Annotated in this window: 17 protein-coding genes and 1 pseudogene; 15 read left to right on the top strand and 3 right to left on the bottom strand. The window is 62.9% G+C overall.

Going from position 1 to position 16,274, the window contains the following annotated elements; all coding sequences use genetic code 11:
* Positions 1–101 precede the first annotated feature (101 nt).
* Together NKI69_RS18450 and NKI69_RS18445 are read left to right on the top strand one after the other, a co-directional pair.
* Positions 102–944 (top strand): SDR family oxidoreductase, encoded by an 843-nt coding sequence (locus NKI69_RS18450; protein WP_128303180.1) that lies wholly within the window; start codon positions 102–104, stop codon positions 942–944.
* A 194-nt stretch (positions 945–1,138) separates the two neighbouring features.
* Positions 1,139–1,905: pseudogene (locus tag NKI69_RS18445) on the top strand (IS5 family transposase).
* On the opposite strand, the gene NKI69_RS18440 reads toward NKI69_RS18445, so the two are convergent.
* Together NKI69_RS18440 and NKI69_RS18435 are read right to left on the bottom strand one after the other, a co-directional pair.
* Positions 1,902–3,119 (bottom strand): NAD(P)/FAD-dependent oxidoreductase, encoded by a 1,218-nt coding sequence (locus tag NKI69_RS18440; RefSeq protein WP_352440886.1) that lies wholly within the window; start codon positions 3,117–3,119, stop codon positions 1,902–1,904. The pseudogene NKI69_RS18445 and the gene NKI69_RS18440 overlap by 4 nt on opposite strands.
* Before the next feature lie 15 nt (positions 3,120–3,134).
* Positions 3,135–3,899 carry an HpcH/HpaI aldolase family protein gene (locus NKI69_RS18435; protein WP_128303178.1) on the bottom strand — a complete coding sequence of 255 codons (765 nt, stop codon included), beginning with the start codon at positions 3,897–3,899 and terminating at the stop codon, positions 3,135–3,137.
* A gap of 110 nt (positions 3,900–4,009) precedes the next feature.
* Between NKI69_RS18435 and NKI69_RS18430 the strand changes: the two genes are divergently transcribed.
* From NKI69_RS18430 to NKI69_RS18410, 5 genes are read left to right on the top strand one after another with little or no spacing between them, the layout of a single operon-like run.
* On the top strand, positions 4,010–4,900 hold the full coding sequence (locus NKI69_RS18430; RefSeq protein ID WP_023810161.1) for a 2-hydroxy-3-oxopropionate reductase: 891 nt from the start codon (positions 4,010–4,012) through the stop codon (positions 4,898–4,900).
* A gap of 3 nt (positions 4,901–4,903) precedes the next feature.
* Entirely contained in the window at positions 4,904–5,716 is an 813-nt protein-coding gene (locus NKI69_RS18425) for a shikimate dehydrogenase family protein (protein ID WP_023810160.1), read from the top strand.
* Entirely contained in the window at positions 5,709–6,515 is an 807-nt protein-coding gene (locus NKI69_RS18420; RefSeq protein WP_023810159.1) for an SDR family NAD(P)-dependent oxidoreductase, read from the top strand. The genes NKI69_RS18425 and NKI69_RS18420 overlap by 8 nt, the downstream gene beginning before the upstream one ends.
* Positions 6,516–6,546: 31 nt before the next feature.
* Positions 6,547–6,894, top strand: a complete 348-nt coding sequence (locus tag NKI69_RS18415) for a RidA family protein (RefSeq protein WP_352722343.1) — start codon at positions 6,547–6,549, stop codon at positions 6,892–6,894.
* Between the two features lie 50 nt (positions 6,895–6,944).
* Entirely contained in the window at positions 6,945–7,733 is a 789-nt protein-coding gene (locus tag NKI69_RS18410) for a FadR/GntR family transcriptional regulator (RefSeq protein WP_032908872.1), read from the top strand.
* Positions 7,734–7,776: 43 nt separating this feature from the next.
* On the opposite strand, the gene NKI69_RS18405 is transcribed toward NKI69_RS18410, so the two are convergent.
* Positions 7,777–8,040 carry a hypothetical protein gene (locus NKI69_RS18405; RefSeq protein WP_128303176.1) on the bottom strand — a complete coding sequence of 88 codons (264 nt, stop codon included), beginning with the start codon at positions 8,038–8,040 and terminating at the stop codon, positions 7,777–7,779.
* Here NKI69_RS18405 and NKI69_RS18400 point away from each other — a divergent pair.
* The 8 genes from NKI69_RS18400 to NKI69_RS18365 all read left to right on the top strand — a co-directional run bounded on the left by NKI69_RS18400 (position 8,024) and on the right by NKI69_RS18365 (position 16,224).
* Positions 8,024–8,734 carry an SDR family oxidoreductase gene (locus tag NKI69_RS18400; protein WP_023810156.1) on the top strand — a complete coding sequence of 237 codons (711 nt, stop codon included), beginning with the start codon at positions 8,024–8,026 and terminating at the stop codon, positions 8,732–8,734. The genes NKI69_RS18405 and NKI69_RS18400 overlap by 17 nt on opposite strands.
* Before the next feature lie 11 nt (positions 8,735–8,745).
* Positions 8,746–9,495: an SDR family NAD(P)-dependent oxidoreductase gene (locus tag NKI69_RS18395; RefSeq protein ID WP_023810155.1), complete on the top strand. Its 750-nt coding sequence runs from the start codon at positions 8,746–8,748 to the stop codon at positions 9,493–9,495.
* Between the two features lie 95 nt (positions 9,496–9,590).
* A complete protein-coding gene (locus tag NKI69_RS18390) occupies positions 9,591–10,541 on the top strand; it encodes a LysR substrate-binding domain-containing protein (protein WP_023810154.1) in 951 nt (316 codons plus the stop codon).
* 86 nt (positions 10,542–10,627) lie between these two features.
* Entirely contained in the window at positions 10,628–11,662 is a 1,035-nt protein-coding gene (locus NKI69_RS18385) for an amino acid ABC transporter substrate-binding protein (RefSeq protein ID WP_023810153.1), read from the top strand.
* A gap of 82 nt (positions 11,663–11,744) precedes the next feature.
* Positions 11,745–12,908: an ABC transporter permease subunit gene (locus NKI69_RS18380; RefSeq protein ID WP_023810152.1), complete on the top strand. Its 1,164-nt coding sequence runs from the start codon at positions 11,745–11,747 to the stop codon at positions 12,906–12,908.
* A gap of 3 nt (positions 12,909–12,911) precedes the next feature.
* Positions 12,912–13,991 carry an amino acid ABC transporter permease gene (locus NKI69_RS18375; RefSeq protein WP_023810151.1) on the top strand — a complete coding sequence of 360 codons (1,080 nt, stop codon included), beginning with the start codon at positions 12,912–12,914 and terminating at the stop codon, positions 13,989–13,991.
* A gap of 11 nt (positions 13,992–14,002) precedes the next feature.
* Positions 14,003–14,761, top strand: a complete 759-nt coding sequence (locus NKI69_RS18370; RefSeq protein ID WP_031212843.1) for an amino acid ABC transporter ATP-binding protein — start codon at positions 14,003–14,005, stop codon at positions 14,759–14,761.
* Between the two features lie 32 nt (positions 14,762–14,793).
* Positions 14,794–16,224, top strand: coding sequence for an FAD-binding oxidoreductase (locus NKI69_RS18365; protein ID WP_245273150.1), 1,431 nt, complete (start codon positions 14,794–14,796; stop codon positions 16,222–16,224).
* Positions 16,225–16,274 lie beyond the last annotated feature (50 nt).

Here is a 16,274-nt window from a genome sequence, read left to right as displayed (position 1 = left end):
GTCCGCTGGCGGATGGATACCGGCATGGGCGGCGTCAGCCCCTGCTGGCCATCGCGTCCGAATTCGAGGCCGAGCTGCGGCCTAGAGAACAGGAGCGCAATATGAGTGTTTGGTTCATTACCGGCGCAGGCCGGGGCCTCGGTCTGGATATCGCCAAGGCCGCATTGGCGGCGGGCCACAAGGTGGTGGCAACCGGCCGCAACACGGAAAAGGTCGCAAGGGCCGTCGGAAAGTCCGAGAACGTCCTTATCGTCAAGCTGGACGTGACGAGCGCGGCCGACGCCGAAGCCGCTGCCCAGGCAACGCTTGACCGGTTTGGCCGCATCGACGTGCTGGTCAACAATGCGGCGAGTTTCTTTGCCGGGTATTTCGAAGAGCTGACCGCCGAACAGATGCAACTGCAGCTCAGCACCAGCCTCGTCGGTCCCATGAACGTGACGCGGGCCTTTCTGCCAGCGATGCGCAAGCAGCGGTCCGGCAGGGTCATTTCGATCTCTTCGACGGCCGGGCTAATGGGCTTCGAGTTCTGCACGGCCTATTCAGCCTCGAAGTTCGGCCTCGACGGCTGGATGGAGGCGCTGCAGACCGAAGTCGTGCCGTTCGGCATCGAGACGATGATCGTGAACCCGGGCTTTTTCCGCACCGAGCTTCTCACGGAAGAGTCGACCAACTATGCCGCGCCTTCCGTCGAGGACTACAACGAACGGCGGACGGCGCAGATCGCTTTCTGGCGTTCTCAAAACGGCAAGCAAGGGGGTGACCCCGCAAAGCTTGCGCACGCACTGATCACGCTCGCGGCTGGGGACGTGCTGCCCCATCGTTTCCTTGCCGGTGCCGATGCCATTGCGACGGCAGAGCAGAAGATTGCCATTCTGCAGCAGCAGATCGATGCCTATCGCGAGCTCTCGAGTTCCCTCGCCATCGACGAGAATGGCCATAACTAAGCGACCCCTGCGGAACATCCGTACTTGCGGTGCTGGTGGCTGAACACCACTGGCACTGCAATTCCGAGGTGAAGACTTCGTGGCTGCGGCAGCCCCAAAACGGCCACCTGTGGATTGATCAAATACGTCCGCTAAGAGGTCGATTGTCGACTGGCGGCTCTCCTATTGCAGCGGAATCTGATTCCAGACTCTGCATGAGCCGATATGACCTGACCGACTCCGAATGGCACGTGATCGAGCCACTTTTGCCCAAAAGGCCACGAGGGGTGCCGCGTGTCGATGATCGGTGCGTGCTAAACGGCATCTTCTGGGTGCTGCGATCCGGTGCGCCTTGGCGGGATCTACCAGAGCGGTATGGTCCACGCACCACCTGTTACAATCGCTTCGTCCGATAGCGGAAAGCAGGCGTGTGGGACCGCCTCATGGACGCTATCACCAAAGTCCATGACGGCAAGGTGCAGATGATCGACACCTCTATTGTTCGCGTCCACCAGCAGGGCGCGACGGCAAAAAAGGGGGATCGAGATCATTGTCTCGGTCGTTCCCGAGGCGGGCTGACAACCAAAATCCATGCTCTTGTCGACGCCAAAGGCATGCCGATCAAATTGATGCTCACGGCAGGTCAGATGAGTGATATTGCCTCGGCAGCAGACCTGATCACGGATCTGCCGGAGGGTGCCATGCTACTCGCCGACAAGGGCTATGATGCCAACGCCTTGCGTAATGCGGTCAGCAAGCGAAAAGCATGGGCCAACATCCCGCCCAAGGCCAACCGCAAGGACCCAATCTGCTTCAGCCCCTTCTTGTATAAGGCCGCAACTTGGTTGAGCGCTTCTTCAACAAAGCCAAGCAGTTCCGCCGCATCGCAACCCGCTACGACAAGTTGGCTGAGAACTATCTTACCGCGCTCAAACTCGTCGCAATCCGCATCTGGCTACGCGGTAATGAGTCTACGTCCTAGATCACCGCTTCCTCGAGGAACGGCTCGTTGCGCTCTATGCGCTCGTAACAGAACGGCGACAGATCGAGCGTCTGGAAAGCCCCGTGAACGATGAGTTCTGAAACTCCCCGGCCCACGGCTGGCGACTGTTGCAGCCCGTGCCCCGAGAAGCCGTTGGCAAACATGAAATTGGTCACCTGCGGGTGGAAGCCGACGATGCCGTTGTGGTCGAGCATGTTGTACTCGTAGTGGCCGGTCCAACTGGTCTGGACCTTGAGGGCATCGAAGGCCGGGACGCGATGCCAGAGCGCCGGCCAGATATATTCGTCGAACTCTTCATACTGCATTTCGAAGTCGTCGTAGCCGGCCGGCCCGTCGCCCTGCGGGGTGTTGCCGGTGAGAAAAAGCTCGCCTTCCGGGCGCACGAATGTACCGGAAAGGTCGATGACGTTAGGCATCCGGCCAGGGATCGGATTGGCGCTGGCGAAGACGAAGCTGTAGCGCTTGTACGGCGCGACCGGGATCGACAGGCCGGCCATGGCTGCCACCTGTTGCGCGCGCGGACCCGCGGCGTTGACCAATGTTCCGCAGGCGATCGTCTGGCCGGTCGCGAGGCGCACTGAGATGACCCGCCCGTTGGCGATGCCAAGCTCCGTCACGGCATTATCGATATACTCGACACCGCTGGCCCGGGCGGCTCGGCGGAAACCGTTCATCAGCCCCATGGAATCGAACCAGCCCTCTTCCCGGGCCCCCCAGGAACCGCCGCCGAGATCATCCACGTTGAGCCAGGGAAAGCGATCCTTCAGCGGGCCCGGCTTGAGGAAGACAGTGTGAGCCCCGAGACTTCGCTGCAGGTCGACGCGCTCGCGGGCCGCTTCGACGCCGTCCGGGGAGCAGCAGTAGAGATAGCCGTGCTCACGAAAGCCGAGATCGGGCGCCGGCTCGTCCTTGTAGAAGGGTGCCATGCGCTCCTGGAAGGTGCGGATGATCTCGATGCCGAACTGGCTGATCTTCACATTGATCGGATTGGAATATTGCTGCCGGATCGCGCTGGTGGACAGCGCTGTCGATGAAAACTCGTAACTGCTATCGCGCTCGACCACGAGGATCGATGCACCGCTGCCCAGCGCCTGGCTCAGCCAGTAGGCCGTGGACGAGCCGACAACCGCTCCGCCGACGATGACGATGTCGTAGGCGTTGCGCGATGGCGCTTTGTAAGGCGGGATCGCCATGGCTCCGACTCCAAGCTACTGGTTGAACAAAGCGATCAGGGCATCCGAGCCCCGCGCAAGAAGGCCAAGGTCCGAACCGACGGCAACCATGGTGAAGCCTTCGGCAAGGTAGCGGTCGGCATCGGCCCTCGCCGGCGCCAGGATGCCGCTTGCCTTGCCTGCCGCCGTTGCGGCCTGACGCACGGACGAGATTGCCTCCTGGACATGTGCCGCGCCGGGATTGCCCATCGCGCCCATATTGGTGGAAAGATCGCCGGGACCGACGAAGAGAACGTCGACGCCGTCGACCGCCGCGATCTCGGCGGCATTCGCCACGCCCAATTCATCCTCAATCTGCACGGCGAGAAGCTGCTGCTCACGCGCCTTGGCGTGGTAGCCGGCGATGCGGCCGAAGGCGTTGGCGCGGTGACCGACCGAGAAGCCGCGAAATCCGCCGGGCGCATAGGTCATTGCCGCGACGATGGCGCGGGCCTGATCGGCGGTCCGTACATTGGGGATCATCAGGCTGCGTGCGCCGATATCCAGCGCCTGCTTGATCAGATTGGGATCGTCGGAGGGCAGTCTGACGACAGCCTCGCTGTCGAAGCCGCCCATCACCTGAAGCTGCGCCATGATGCTGCGCAGATGGTTGGGGCTGTGCTCGCCGTCGATCAGCACCCAATCGGCTCCGGAGCCGGCGACGATCTCCGTGGTGAGCGCCGAAGCCAGCGAGCACCAGATGCCGATGTGAGCCTGGCCAGCCGCTGTGGCAGCTTTCAGCGTGTTGAGGCGTTCTTGCATCTTGCGATCATCTCCAATCATCTGGACTGAAATTTGTATGATGTCCTATATCATATGGCTACAAAACGGTGCAAGATGGGATGTGCGGACTTTCGAATGGGAGCTGGAGAATGAGGATCGGGTTCATCGGGCTTGGCGTCATGGGAGCACCGATGGCGCGCCACCTGGCCGATGCCGGGCATGAGATCGTCACCGTTCTCAATCGCTCCCCTCTACCGCAGGGCCTGACCGCATCGGTCGTCGCGTCCGCCGCCGAAGTGGCACGGCGGTCCGAGATCATCATCACCATGCTGCCCGACACGCCTGACGTCGAACGCGTCCTGTTGGGCGAGGACGGCGTCCTGGAAGGACTGTCAGCCGGCAAGCTGGTCGTCGACATGAGCTCGATCAGCCCCATCGCCACGGCGGCGTTCGCGGCGAAACTGCGAGAGAAGGGAGCCGGCTACCTCGACGCCCCGGTCTCGGGCGGCGAGGTCGGCGCCAAGGCGGCAAGCCTCACCATCATGGTCGGCGGCCCGGCCGCCGAGTTCGAGCGGGCGCTGCCGATCTTTGAGACACTCGGAAAGAACGTCACTTCGATCGGCGAGCAGAATGGCGCCGGGCAGACCTGCAAGATCGCCAACCAGATCATCGTCGCGCTCAACATCGAGGCCGTGGCCGAAGCGCTTGTCTTCGCCAGCAAGGCCGGGTGCGACCCGACGAAGGTGCGCGGCGCCCTGATGGGTGGCTTCGCCGCTTCACGCGTCCTGGAAGTGCATGGCCAGCGCATGATCGACCGGACCTTCGCCCCAGGCTTCCGCATCAAGCTCCACCAGAAGGATCTCAACCTGGCGCTTGACAGTGCCCGCGTCCTTGGCGTGGCGCTGCCGAACACCGCCATGGCGCAGCAACTGATGAATGCCTGTTCAGGCCATCCAGGTGGCGCCGAGGCCGATCACTCGTCTCTCGTCCGGGCGCTGGAGATCCTGAGCGGCCACGAACTGTCAAAAGAAAAGGAGTAACCGATGCGCGGAACCGGCAAGGCCGAGATCTTCGTGATGCTGGCCCATCCCGTGGCCCATGCCAAGAGCCCCGGCATATTCAACGAGATCTTCGAGCAGAAGGGCCTCGACAGCCTCATGGTGCCCTTGAGCTGCCGCCCGGAGGATTTCGAGACCTTCTGGGCCGGCATCACGGCAGCCGAGAATATCAGGGGCGTGATCATTTCGGTGCCGTACAAGGTTGCCGTCTACCACAAATGCTCCGCCGCGCATGACCGCGCCGCGCGGGTGGAAAGCGCCAACTCGGTGCGACGGCTGCCGGATGGCAGCTGGTATGCCGACAATTTCGACGGCGTCGGCTTCATCGATGCGCTAAAGGCAAACGGACATCAGATCGCCGGCCGCCGCATTCTTCAAGTCGGTGCCGGCGGCGCCGGTGCCTCGCTCGCCTATTGTCTCGCGGAAGCCGGCGCCGACGAAATCCGCCTTACCGACATCGATACGGCGCGTGCCGAGAAACTGGCGGCGCTGGTTGGCCGCGCGTTCCCGAAATGCCGCATCCAGGTCGGAGGGGCCGAGCCTTCCGGCATGCATATGGCGATCAACGCCACACCTGTCGGCATGCATGCCGGCGATCCGCTGCCGCTTGACGTCAGCCGGCTGACCCCGGATATGACGGTCGTGGACATCATCATGGAGCCTGCGGAAACCGCTCTGCTGCGGGCGGCCAAGGGGGTCGGCTGCCGCGTTCAACCGGGACGCCCGATGATGGATTTCCAGGTCCGGGCGATGTCCGAATTCTTCGACATCGAAGGCAAGGACCGTGGCCATGGCTGAGACACCGACTGCCGTCGTCATCGGCGGCACGTCCGGCATCGGACGCGCTATCACGCAGCGCTTCGCCGAAGACGGTTATCATGTGGTCGTCTCCGGCCGGGATGCGACGAGGGGCAATGAGGCGGCCGGCTCCTGCCAGGCGGCAGGCGCGCCGCGTGCGCTGTTTGTCCAGACAGATGTCGCAGATAGCGGCTCAGTCGAGGCTCTGGCACGGATTGTCAGCGACGGGTTCGGCACGCCTCACGTCGTCGTCAACTGCGCCGGCATCTTGCAGAGCGGCAAGTACGTCCTTGATCAGGATCTGGACGAGGACGAGAAGATGTGGCGGGTGAATTATCGCGGCACGCTGTTGGGGTGCCAGGTGTTTGGCCGGCTGATGTCGGCCGCCCGGCGAGGCGCGATCCTGAATGTCGGCTCGCTCGCCTCTTTCGCGCCGCTGTCGCTGCCGGCCTACACGCCGGGAAAGCATGCGGTCCTGGCCCTGACCCAGATCCTCGCCGCCGAACTCGGCCCGCATGGCGTTCGCGTCAATGCGGTCGCGCCCGGCTATACACTTTCCGATGGTTTGAAGACCAAGATCGCCAAGGGTGAACGCAACCCCGAAGCCATACAGGCCACCACGGCACTGCGACGCTTCGTCGAGCCGCGCGATGTCGCCGAGGCGGCATTGTTCCTCTGCTCGGAGCGCGCCGCTTCGATTACCGGCGTCACCTTGCCGGTCGACGCCGGCTGGCTGGTTCAGGCGCCTTACGCACAATATCTGCAGGGAAATCCCATCCGGCAAACGCCGGCTATCTGACAAGGATAATCCAGTGAGCAATATCCGGCCAGTGAGCGACATCCAGCGCTTCGACTTCGATACCCGCATCCACCACGGCGTCATCCATAACGGCACGCTCTACCTCACCGGCCAGGTCGCGAGGCCCGGCCAGTCCGCGGCCGACCAGATGCGCGAGGTGCTCGACAAGATCGATGCGCTGCTTGGCAAGGCGGGCACGGACAAGACCCGCATCCTTCATGTGCAGATGTGGCTGGACGACATCAGGGATTTCGACGAAGTCAACGCGGTGTGGGACGCCTGGATGCCCGGGGAGCACGCACCGGCGCGCTCATCGGGCGAAGGACGGATGGCGAAGCCCGGAATGCTGGTCGAACTGATCGTCACCGCGGCGGTTTGAATGGTCCTGCCGGTTCGGGCATCATCCCGAATCTGGCGAGAGGGAGACTGATGACGAAGCGCAAGCCGCTTTCCACCGTCGTGGCGGAGAGCCTGTCCGAGAAGATCCGTTCCGGACAGCTGCTGCCCGGCGCGCAATTGCCGACAGAGGCGGAGCTTTGCGCCGAGTACGATGTCAGCCGCACGGTGGTGCGGGAAGCTGTGGCGCGACTACGTTCCGAAGGCCTGGTGGTGCCGCAGCAGGGGCGCGGCATGTTCGTCAGCGAGACGCCGGCGCCGCGCAACTTCTCGATACCGGACGAAGCGCTCAGGACCTTGCCGGAAACCATTGCGCTGCTCGAGCTGAGGTTGAGCGTCGAGGTGGAGTCGGCGGGATTGTGCGCGGAACGGCGCACCGATGCGGAAGCCAGCGTGATCCGCACCTTGATGGAACAGGTCGACGCCCAGCAGGCCGATCCCGCCGTCGTCCAGATCCACTACGACTATGATTTCCACCTGGCGATCGCCAAGGCGGCACGAAATGAATTCATCCACGGTTTCCTAGGCTATCTCGGGCCGATGATCGTGCCGCGCTTCCAGCTCGGCTATCTGGTCACGCCCGAACTCAAGGACAGCTACTACGCGCGCATACACAGCGAACATAAGACGATCGTCGACGCCATCGAAAGGCAGGATGGCCGCGCCGCCCGCCAGGCCATGCGCAAGCACCTGCACAACAGCCTCGGGCGGGTGCGCGCCCTGGCCCGAGCCTCTGGCGTGGAGGCAATCGAAGCCGAGCAGAAGGCGGCGGCGGCCTCACTTTTCACCGACATGAAAAGGCCTGTCTCGACAGGCGGATGAGGCCTCGGCGAATTCGATCGCATCGGCGCGCCTGAGCCGAAAATTAGACATCCGTTGCGAAAGCCGTGTTTTTTGTTCCGTCACCGGCTGCGCGGGTTTCCCAAGGGTTGAAGGCGCCAGCTTGCCAGCGTTTCCCTGGGTTTTCGGCTGCTGCGGTTAAACCAACACCCCAAGGGATTTTGGAGGCGTTCGAAATTTTCGAAAGTTTATCTTTCCTTTTTGCTGGTTTTCTTGGTTTCGCGGCATCGGCCCGGGCCGCAAACTGAAAACAGACAATCAGGAAAGTCCACGTGACGACAGCCTTCATCACCGGTGCGACGAGCGGCATAGGGCGGGCCATAGCGATCGCGCTGAGCGACGCCGGCTACGACGTCTATGCGGTCGGGCGCAGCCAGGCCGCGCTCAAGGAGCTGCAGGCACAGCGGTCCGGCATCGTGCCGATTGCCGTCGACGTCACCGACCGCGAGGCCCTGGAAGCGGCCCTGGCGGATCTCACCATCGACGTGCTGATCAACAATGCCGGGGTCATGCCGCCGCTCGGCAACTTCGCCGATATGAAGATCGCTGACATCGACACCACGCTCGAGGTGAACCTCAGCGCGGCAATCCTGCTCACGCGCCTCGTCGTCCCGCAAATGCGCGAGCGGCAGTCCGGGCATGTATTGTTCACCGGCTCCACAGCGGGCCACGCGGCATACTCCAACGTTGCCGTCTATTCAGCGACCAAGGCGGCGATATCAGGCTTTGCAGCAGCGCTGCGCGCCGACCTCTCCCCATCAGGCGTACGCGTCACCGAGATCGTTGCCGGCCGTGTCGAGACGCAGCTCTACCAGGACATCCTCGACGCCAACGCGCGCGCAGCCATGTACGCCAGCAAAGTGGTGCAACCGGATGACGTGGCCAGGATGGTCGTCGCTGTGCTTGGGCTCCCCGCATGGGCCGACGTTACCCGTTTCGACATCATGCCGACTTGGCCAACCTCGCCAAGCGGTACCAAGTAAGGAAAACTGGGATGAAAGATCTTTCCGTTCTGATCGTTGGCGGTGGTGCCGGCCTCGGTGCCCTCTTAGCCGAGATGGCTGTCGAGGCCGGAGCGGCAAAGATCGGCATCATCGACATCAACCAGGAAGCCGCCGAGTCCGCGCTGGCGACCGCGAAGGCCAGCGGACTGCCTACCGCGACCGCCCTTTGCGACATCCAGGTAGGCCCAGAGTGCCACGCCGCATTCGAGGCGATCGTTTCGAAACTCGGGCGCGTCGACACGCTGATCAATTGCGCCGCGATCTACCCTCGCCGCCCGCTCCTCGAAATCACCGACGCCGACTGGGATGCCTCCAACGGCATCAACATCAAGGGCACCTACCACATGATGGTGGCGGCGGTTCGCCACATGCAATCGCAGGAGCCGAAGAGCCACGTCCGCGGGCGGATCGTGAACCTGACCTCGGTCGACGCCTTCAAGGCGCATCCGCAGAACGCTCATTATGCGGCGACCAAGGCCGCCGTCGTCAGCCTTACCCGATCCTTTGCCCATCACGTGGCGAAGGACGGCATTCTGGTGAATTCGGTGGCGCCGGCCGGCATGGCGACGGAGAAGGCAAAAGCGCTCGGCTTCCTGGAGGAACTGGCCAAGGCGAGCCCGCTCGGCCGCGGTGCCGAGCCAAAGGAAATTGCCGAATGGGTGCTGATGACGGGCAGCCCCAAGAACACTTACATGACCGGTGAAAACGTAATTGTTTCAGGCGGTTACATATACGCCTGAGCCTCTTTCGCCGCAGGCGACTGAACTCTGGCAGTGCATGACCGAGGCAGTGCATGACCGACCGGCCACAAGCAGGGAAAGGAACGGGATTTTCGATGACCGGCAAGCTGCGCCTTCCCTCGCTGAATGCTCTGCGCGTGTTCCACGCGGTCGCGCAGCACAAGAGCTTTCGGCAGGCGGCGGATGAATTGCTGGTCACGCCGCAGGCCGTCGGACAGCAGATCAAGCTTCTGGAGGATACGCTCCAGGTAACGCTGTTCGAGCGTAAGGGCCGGTCGATCGAACTGACCGAGTCGGCCATTCTTCTGTCGCACTATGTCAAAGCCGGCTTCAACGAGTTTGCCGAAGGCGTTCGCCGCGTCACCAAGTCGAACTATCGGGACCGCATCAACCTGAATGCAAGCCCATACTTCGCCACGCACTATCTCCTGCCGCGGCTTTCGTTGTTCCGGGAAATCTTGCCGGGCGCGGATCTGCGCCTGACGACGATGGTCGACCTGCCCGATTTCGGGCGCGACGATATCGATATGACGGTCCAGTGGGGCTACGGCAACTGGTCCGACTATGAAACCACGTTGCTGGTGCCGGACCCGAAGATCATCTGCTGCACGCCGGCGATCGGCGAAAGGATCAAGTCGGCGCATGATCTGACACAGTTCACGTTGCTCGACACCGTCAAGTCGAAGCGTCTGTGGCCGGACATATTGCGCCACCTTGGCGTGGAACTGACGGATGGCGACCGCAGCATCAGCTTCGACGACGCCGCGACCATGCGCCGGGCGACCTTGCAAGGCATAGGTGTGGGCTTGGTTTCCGTCATCGACGCCGAGGAAGATTTCCGAGCGGGCACGCTGGTCGCGCCGATCGGCCGCGACGCCATTGCCGATATGAAGCCAGAGGAAGTCCCGGGCTTCTATCTTGTCGTCCCGCGCGGACATCTGCGTGTGAAGGCGGTCGCCGCACTTCACCGATGGCTGGCTCAGCAGGACTGGCGCGGCGACCTCACGATTTCCTCGTTACCGAAACCGGCCCCGCTTTCCGACTAGAAGCGGCTTCGAGACCGAGGCCTGAAAGACGCTTTTTAGGCCTCCAACAACAAGAAACCAAACAACCTCAACAGTGGAGACGGAACATGAAAATGATGAAATGGGGGGCTTCGGCCCTGGCCCTTGGCCTCGTGCATTTTGCGGCGCCGGCGGAAGCCGCCGGCGGCAAGACGCTCGAAACCGTCAAGGCACGCGGCATGCTGAACTGCACCGGCCATGACGGCTCCTATCTCGGCTTCGCCGAGGTGGACGACAAGGGCAACTGGAAGGGCATGGACATCGACCTCTGCAAGGCGGTAGCCGCGGCCGTGTTCGGCGACCCGGCGAAGCTGAAGGTCGTTCCGATCAGCTGGGCCCAGCGCTGGCCGGCCTTGCAGTCCGGCGATGTCGACATCATCATCAAGGCCTCGGGCGGCACGCTCAGCCGCGACACCGAACTTGGGCTGCAGTTCTCCATGTCCTACTATCTCGGGACCACCAAGGTGATGGCGCACAAGGAGCTGAACCTCAAGTCGCTCAAGGATGCCGCAGGCGGCACGATCTGCATTCCCGCCGGCACCTCGCAGGAACAGCAGGTCGCTGCCTATACGGCCAAGCTCGGCATCAAGCTCGAACCGGTGCTCATCGAGAAGACCGAGGAGCTCGAGCAGGCCTATTTCTCGGGACGCTGCGATCTTTATGCGCAGTGGGGTCCGACACTGGCCATTGCGCGCATCGCCAAGAGCAAGGTCGACGACCACGTCATTCTGCCCGACGTGCTCGCCGTCGAGCCTGAAGTCATGATCATGCGGCAAGGCGACGACAACTGGGTCGACATCGCCAACTGGACGCTGAGCACGCTGATCTTTGCCGAGCAGGAAGGTATTACCTCGAAGAACGTCGACGAGATAAAGGCCAAGCCGACCTCACCGCAGGTCGCCAAATTCCTCGGCGTCACGCCAGGCATGGGCAAAGGTCTCGGGCTCTCCGACGACTGGGCCTACAAGGTGATCAAGAACGTCGGCAACTACGGCGAAATCTTCGATCGCGATCTCGGCAAGGACTCGCCCTACAAGATGGATCGCGAACTGACCAATTTGTGGAACAATGGCGGTGTCCTGTTCCCGCTGGTTGTCGATTGATCCGTTCTGAACGCATCTCGCTCCAGGTCCCGCCCGGCTCCCACCGGGCGGGACCGCGCGGCAATTCGGGAAGGATTTCTGAATGGTCAGCCTGCTGAGAAATCAAAAAGTCCGCAACGCACTGTTGCAGGTCCTGTATGTCGGCTCGATCGCCGCGATGGTGCTTGCCGGCATTGCGATCGCCAGACAGAACCTGGCGGCGCAGGGGATCACCTCCGGATTCGACTTCCTGTTCAAGTCCACGGGCTGGGACCTGAACTTCTCGCTGCTGCCCGCCACGGCGAACGATCCTTATTGGTGGTACTTCCTCATCGGGATCATCAATACGCTGTTTCTGGGAACCGTCGGCCTGACGCTGGCGACGATCGTGGGAACGATCGTCGGCCTGGCGCGAACATCCTCGAACGAATTGGCCCGGCTGCTCGGCCGCACCTATGTGGACATCTTCCGAAACATCCCGCTGATCCTCCAGGTTTTTTTCTGGTATGCCGTCATCACCCATCTGCCGACGCCGCGCGCCGCGCATGAGGGATGGGGCTTTCTCCTCACCAGCCGGGGGCTTTACATTCCGTTCCCCAATGTCAGCAGCGCCGCGCTCGCTGCGGCGACATTGGCTGTGATTGCCGCCATCGCGCTGCCGATCTGGCTGGGCAGGACATCGCGCCTCAGCCTGCCGGTCGGCCAGCGTGGCGGCATCCAGCTTGCCTGCGCGGCGGCGGCACTTGCCTGCGCGGCCGTCGTTCTGGTGGCCGGCCGCCTGGCCGACTTGCCGCTGCTCGATTTCCCGGCGCTGCAAGGTCTCAATCTGAGAGGCGGCCTGCGCATTCCGCCGGAATTTGCGACACTGGCCATCGCGATCGCCATCTATGGCGGCTCCTACATCGCCGAGATCGTGCGCGGCGGGTTCAAGGCTGTCGGCAAGGGCCAGGTCGAGGCGGCTCTTTCCCTGGGCCTTGGCCCGTGGCGGGTCTTCATGCTGGTGCGGCTGCCGCTGGCACTACGCGCCATGCTGCCAATCCTCGCCAACCAGTATGTCTGGCTGATGAAGGCGACCACAATGGGCATCGCGGTGGGCTTCACGGATTTCTTCATGATCGTGGCGCTGACGATCAACCATTCCGGCCAGACAATCGAAGCGATCGGCATCCTGATGGCTGGCTTCCTCGCCATCAACCTCAGCCTCGCCGCCATCTTCAACCGCATCAACAAAGCAATCGCCCTCAAGGGCAACCAGTTGAGGGGGTGAGGGATGGAAATGGTCGTTGTCGCCCCTCCTGCCCTTGGAAAGATCGAGGATCTGAGGCGGCGCTTCTTTGCGACACCCCTGCAGGCATTGCTGTCGCTGGCTTCCCTGGCGATCATGGTCTTCCTGGTCTGGAAGCTCCTGAATTGGGCGGTTTTCTCGGCCGTCTTCACGACGAGCGGCGGACCCGAAGCCTGTCAGGCGGCGGCGGGAGCCTGCTGGTCGGTCATTGCCGCGCGATGGCGCATCATCCTGTTCGGCCTCTATCCCTATGACGAGCAGTGGCGGTCGGCCCTGGCTTGCCTGACCGTCGTGGTCATGACGGTGCTAAGTTGCATTCCGGCCTTCTGGACGGGTCGCCGCATCGCACTCGTATGGGGAGCCGGAACGGCGCTTTTCTACGTGCTGATGAAGGGCGGCGTGCTTGGTCTGCCCTATGTCGGCGAGGAGGCCTGGGGCGGACTGGCGCTGACCCTGTTCATCTTCGTGACCACCTGCCTGATCGGCTTCCCGCTGGCAATCTGCCTGGCGCTGCTGCGCCGCTCCGGCCTGCCATGGATTTCCCGCACCACCGGCCTCATCATCGACGGGGTGCGTTCATTGCCTCTGATCTCGATCCTGTTCACCTTCGCCATCGTGCTGCCGTTCGCACTGCCGCAATGGCTGGTGGGCGACAAGCTGTACCGGGTGATCCTGGGCTCGGCCCTGTTTTTTTCCGCCTACCAGGCGGAGATCGTCAGAGGTGGGATGCAGGGCGTTCCCAGTGGGCAAGAAGAGGCAGCCAAGGCGCTTGGCATGCGCTACTGGCAGCGCGTCGGCCGCATTCTTCTACCGCAGGCCATGCGCAATGCGCTGCCGGCGACGATCAACCAGTTCGTGATCTCGTTCAAGGAAACCTCGCTGGTGATCATCGTCGGCTTCTTCGAGATCCTGGCCTCCGGCAATGCCGCCTACGGCACCGGCGAGTGGCGCTTCGCCTATGTCGAGGTCTATGCCTTCATCGCCTTCATCTACTTCATCTTCGTGTTCAGCCTGTCCCGCTATGGCGCTTTTCTCGAGCGCCGTATGTCGGTCGGCGAACGATAGGGGGCGTTTACGTGATTTCAGGAAACCGATCCAGCGGCCCCGCGGTGCTGATCGAAAATCTCGACAAATATTACGGGACATTCCAGGCGCTGCGAAAGGTGAGCTTGTCCGTGGATCGCGGCGAGAGGATCGTCGTCTGCGGCCCGTCCGGCTCCGGCAAGTCCACCATGATCCGCTGCATCAACCGTCTGGAGCAGCACAATGGCGGCCGGATCACCGTGCTCGGCACCGAGCTCAACGACGATGTCGGCAACATCGACGGGATCAGGCGGGAAGTCGGCATGGTGTTCCAGCACTTCAACCTGTTTCCACACATGACGGTGCTGGAGAACTGCATGCTCGCGCCCATGATCGTGCGCAAGGTGCCGCGCGCGGATGCCGAGGCGACCGCCCGGCGCTATCTGGAGAAGGTACGCATTCCTGAACAGGCGATGAAGTATCCCGGTCAGTTGTCCGGCGGCCAGCAACAGCGGGTCGCGATAGCGCGTGCCCTTTGCATGCAGCCCGAGATCATGCTGTTCGATGAGCCGACCTCTGCGCTCGACCCGGAAATGATCGCGGAAGTGCTCGACGTCATAGTCACGCTCGCCTCCGAAGGCATGACAATGATCTGCGTCACGCATGAGATGGGTTTTGCGCGCCGGGTTGCCGACCGGGTAATTTTCATGGATGGAGGCGAGATCGTCGAACAGGCGCCTCCCGATGAATTCTTCACCTTTTCCCGCAACGAGCGCACGCGGCAGTTCCTGTCGCAAGTGCTTGGTCACTGATCGATGCAACGATCCCGCGTCAGGCCGCAGCCATGTCCGTGACTGATCCCGTCACCGTCTTGCGCGAGATGCTCGGACCGAAAGGCTGGCTTTCGGGCAGCGATGCCAGGCCCTATCAGCGCGATTCGCTCGATCGCTACGGCGTCGCGGCTCTGGGCGTAGCCAGGCCTGCGGACACCTCCGAAGTGGCCAGTGTCGTAAAGGCATGCCATGCGGCCGGACTGGCGGTCGTGCCGCAAGGCGGCAACACCGGGCTTTGCGGCGGCGCCGTCGCCGATCGGCCGGATGCGGTGATCGTTTCGCTTTCGCGCATGACGGCGATCGGCAAACCGGACTTGGACAGCGGCTCGATCCTCATCGAGGCGGGGGCCGTGCTTGCCGCGCTGCACGAGGCGCTGGAACCGCACGGCCTGATGTTTCCGATGCATCTCGGCGCGGAAGGCAGCGCCAGGATCGGCGGCCTGGTCGGCACCAATGCCGGCGGCAGCCAGGCATTCCGGTATGGCATGATGCAAGACCTCGTGCTTGGCCTGGAGGTCGTGACCCCTGACGGGGCGATATGGAACGGGCTGCGCGCGGTGCAGAAGGACAATGCCGGCTACCAGTTGCGCAAGCTCTATTGCGGCGCGGAAGGAACGCTTGGCATCGTGACGCGGGCGATCCTGCGGCTCTACCCGATGCCGCAGCGGCAGGCGAGCGCGCTTGTCGTCATGCCCGATTTCGCTGCCGCGGTTTCGTTCGGCACCTTTCTGCGGGGCGAGGCGGGGGAATTCCTGACCGGCCTCGAGTTCTTCTCCGACATCGGGCTGGGACTGGCCCTCAAACACCTGCCCGACCTAGCCTACCAGTTGGAGGCACGCGGCGAGGTCTATGTGCTGGTCGAACTGGCATCGGCCGTCCCCCGCGTTCCACTCGACGAGATACTGGCTTCGGCGCTGGAGTGGGGGATGGAGCAAGGCCTGGTGCTGGACGGAGCATTGGCGGCGACGGGCGCGCATCGCGCACAATTCTGGCGGCTGCGAGAGGAGCAGCCGGAAGGACAGAGGCTGGAAGGCGAGCAGCTGAAGCACGACATCTCGGTGCCTCCGGGCGCTATCGCCCGTTTCGTCGAGGCCGGCGCAGAGATCTGCGACGACATTCTTCCCGGCGTGCGGATAAACCCGTTCGGGCATCTCGGCGACGGCAACATCCACTACAATCTGTCGCCGCCGGAAGGCCGCGCCGATTTTGACGGCAAGGCCGGGCGGTTCGCCGAGGCGCTATCGTCGCTCGCCACGGAAATGGGCGGCAGTTTCGCGGCCGAGCATGGACTTGGCCGCGCCAAGGTCGCCATGGCCGACCGAAACCGCAGTCCGTTGGAGCGCGAACTCATGGCGCGGCTCAAGGATGCATTCGATCCACGGGGAACGATGAATCCGGGCGTGCTGGTGCACGCTGCTCGGCAAAGAAAAACTTTCGAATAGACGGCATTTCTTGATTTCGCCCCGAACCGCCTGCGTGCACCTATGAACCG

Origin of the sequence: Mesorhizobium sp. M0491 (assembly GCF_040321265.1) — a bacterium.
Classification (GTDB): domain Bacteria; phylum Pseudomonadota; class Alphaproteobacteria; order Rhizobiales; family Rhizobiaceae; genus Mesorhizobium.
Note: the sequence above shows the minus strand (reverse complement) of the source record. Positions and strands in the feature narration are given on the sequence as shown.

Coding starts and splice junctions, on each gene's coding strand:
- NKI69_RS18450 (WP_128303180.1), top strand. CDS start 102: ATGAGTGTTTGGTTCATTACCGGCGCAGGCCGGGGCCTCGGTCTGGAT.
- NKI69_RS18440 (WP_352440886.1), bottom strand. CDS start 3,119: ATGGCGATCCCGCCTTACAAAGCGCCATCGCGCAACGCCTACGACATC.
- NKI69_RS18435 (WP_128303178.1), bottom strand. CDS start 3,899: ATGCAAGAACGCCTCAACACGCTGAAAGCTGCCACAGCGGCTGGCCAG.
- NKI69_RS18430 (WP_023810161.1), top strand. CDS start 4,010: ATGAGGATCGGGTTCATCGGGCTTGGCGTCATGGGAGCACCGATGGCG.
- NKI69_RS18425 (WP_023810160.1), top strand. CDS start 4,904: ATGCGCGGAACCGGCAAGGCCGAGATCTTCGTGATGCTGGCCCATCCC.
- NKI69_RS18420 (WP_023810159.1), top strand. CDS start 5,709: ATGGCTGAGACACCGACTGCCGTCGTCATCGGCGGCACGTCCGGCATC.
- NKI69_RS18410 (WP_032908872.1), top strand. CDS start 6,945: ATGACGAAGCGCAAGCCGCTTTCCACCGTCGTGGCGGAGAGCCTGTCC.
- NKI69_RS18405 (WP_128303176.1), bottom strand. CDS start 8,040: ATGAAGGCTGTCGTCACGTGGACTTTCCTGATTGTCTGTTTTCAGTTT.
- NKI69_RS18395 (WP_023810155.1), top strand. CDS start 8,746: ATGAAAGATCTTTCCGTTCTGATCGTTGGCGGTGGTGCCGGCCTCGGT.
- NKI69_RS18390 (WP_023810154.1), top strand. CDS start 9,591: ATGACCGGCAAGCTGCGCCTTCCCTCGCTGAATGCTCTGCGCGTGTTC.
- NKI69_RS18385 (WP_023810153.1), top strand. CDS start 10,628: ATGAAAATGATGAAATGGGGGGCTTCGGCCCTGGCCCTTGGCCTCGTG.
- NKI69_RS18380 (WP_023810152.1), top strand. CDS start 11,745: ATGGTCAGCCTGCTGAGAAATCAAAAAGTCCGCAACGCACTGTTGCAG.
- NKI69_RS18375 (WP_023810151.1), top strand. CDS start 12,912: ATGGAAATGGTCGTTGTCGCCCCTCCTGCCCTTGGAAAGATCGAGGAT.
- NKI69_RS18365 (WP_245273150.1), top strand. CDS start 14,794: ATGTCCGTGACTGATCCCGTCACCGTCTTGCGCGAGATGCTCGGACCG.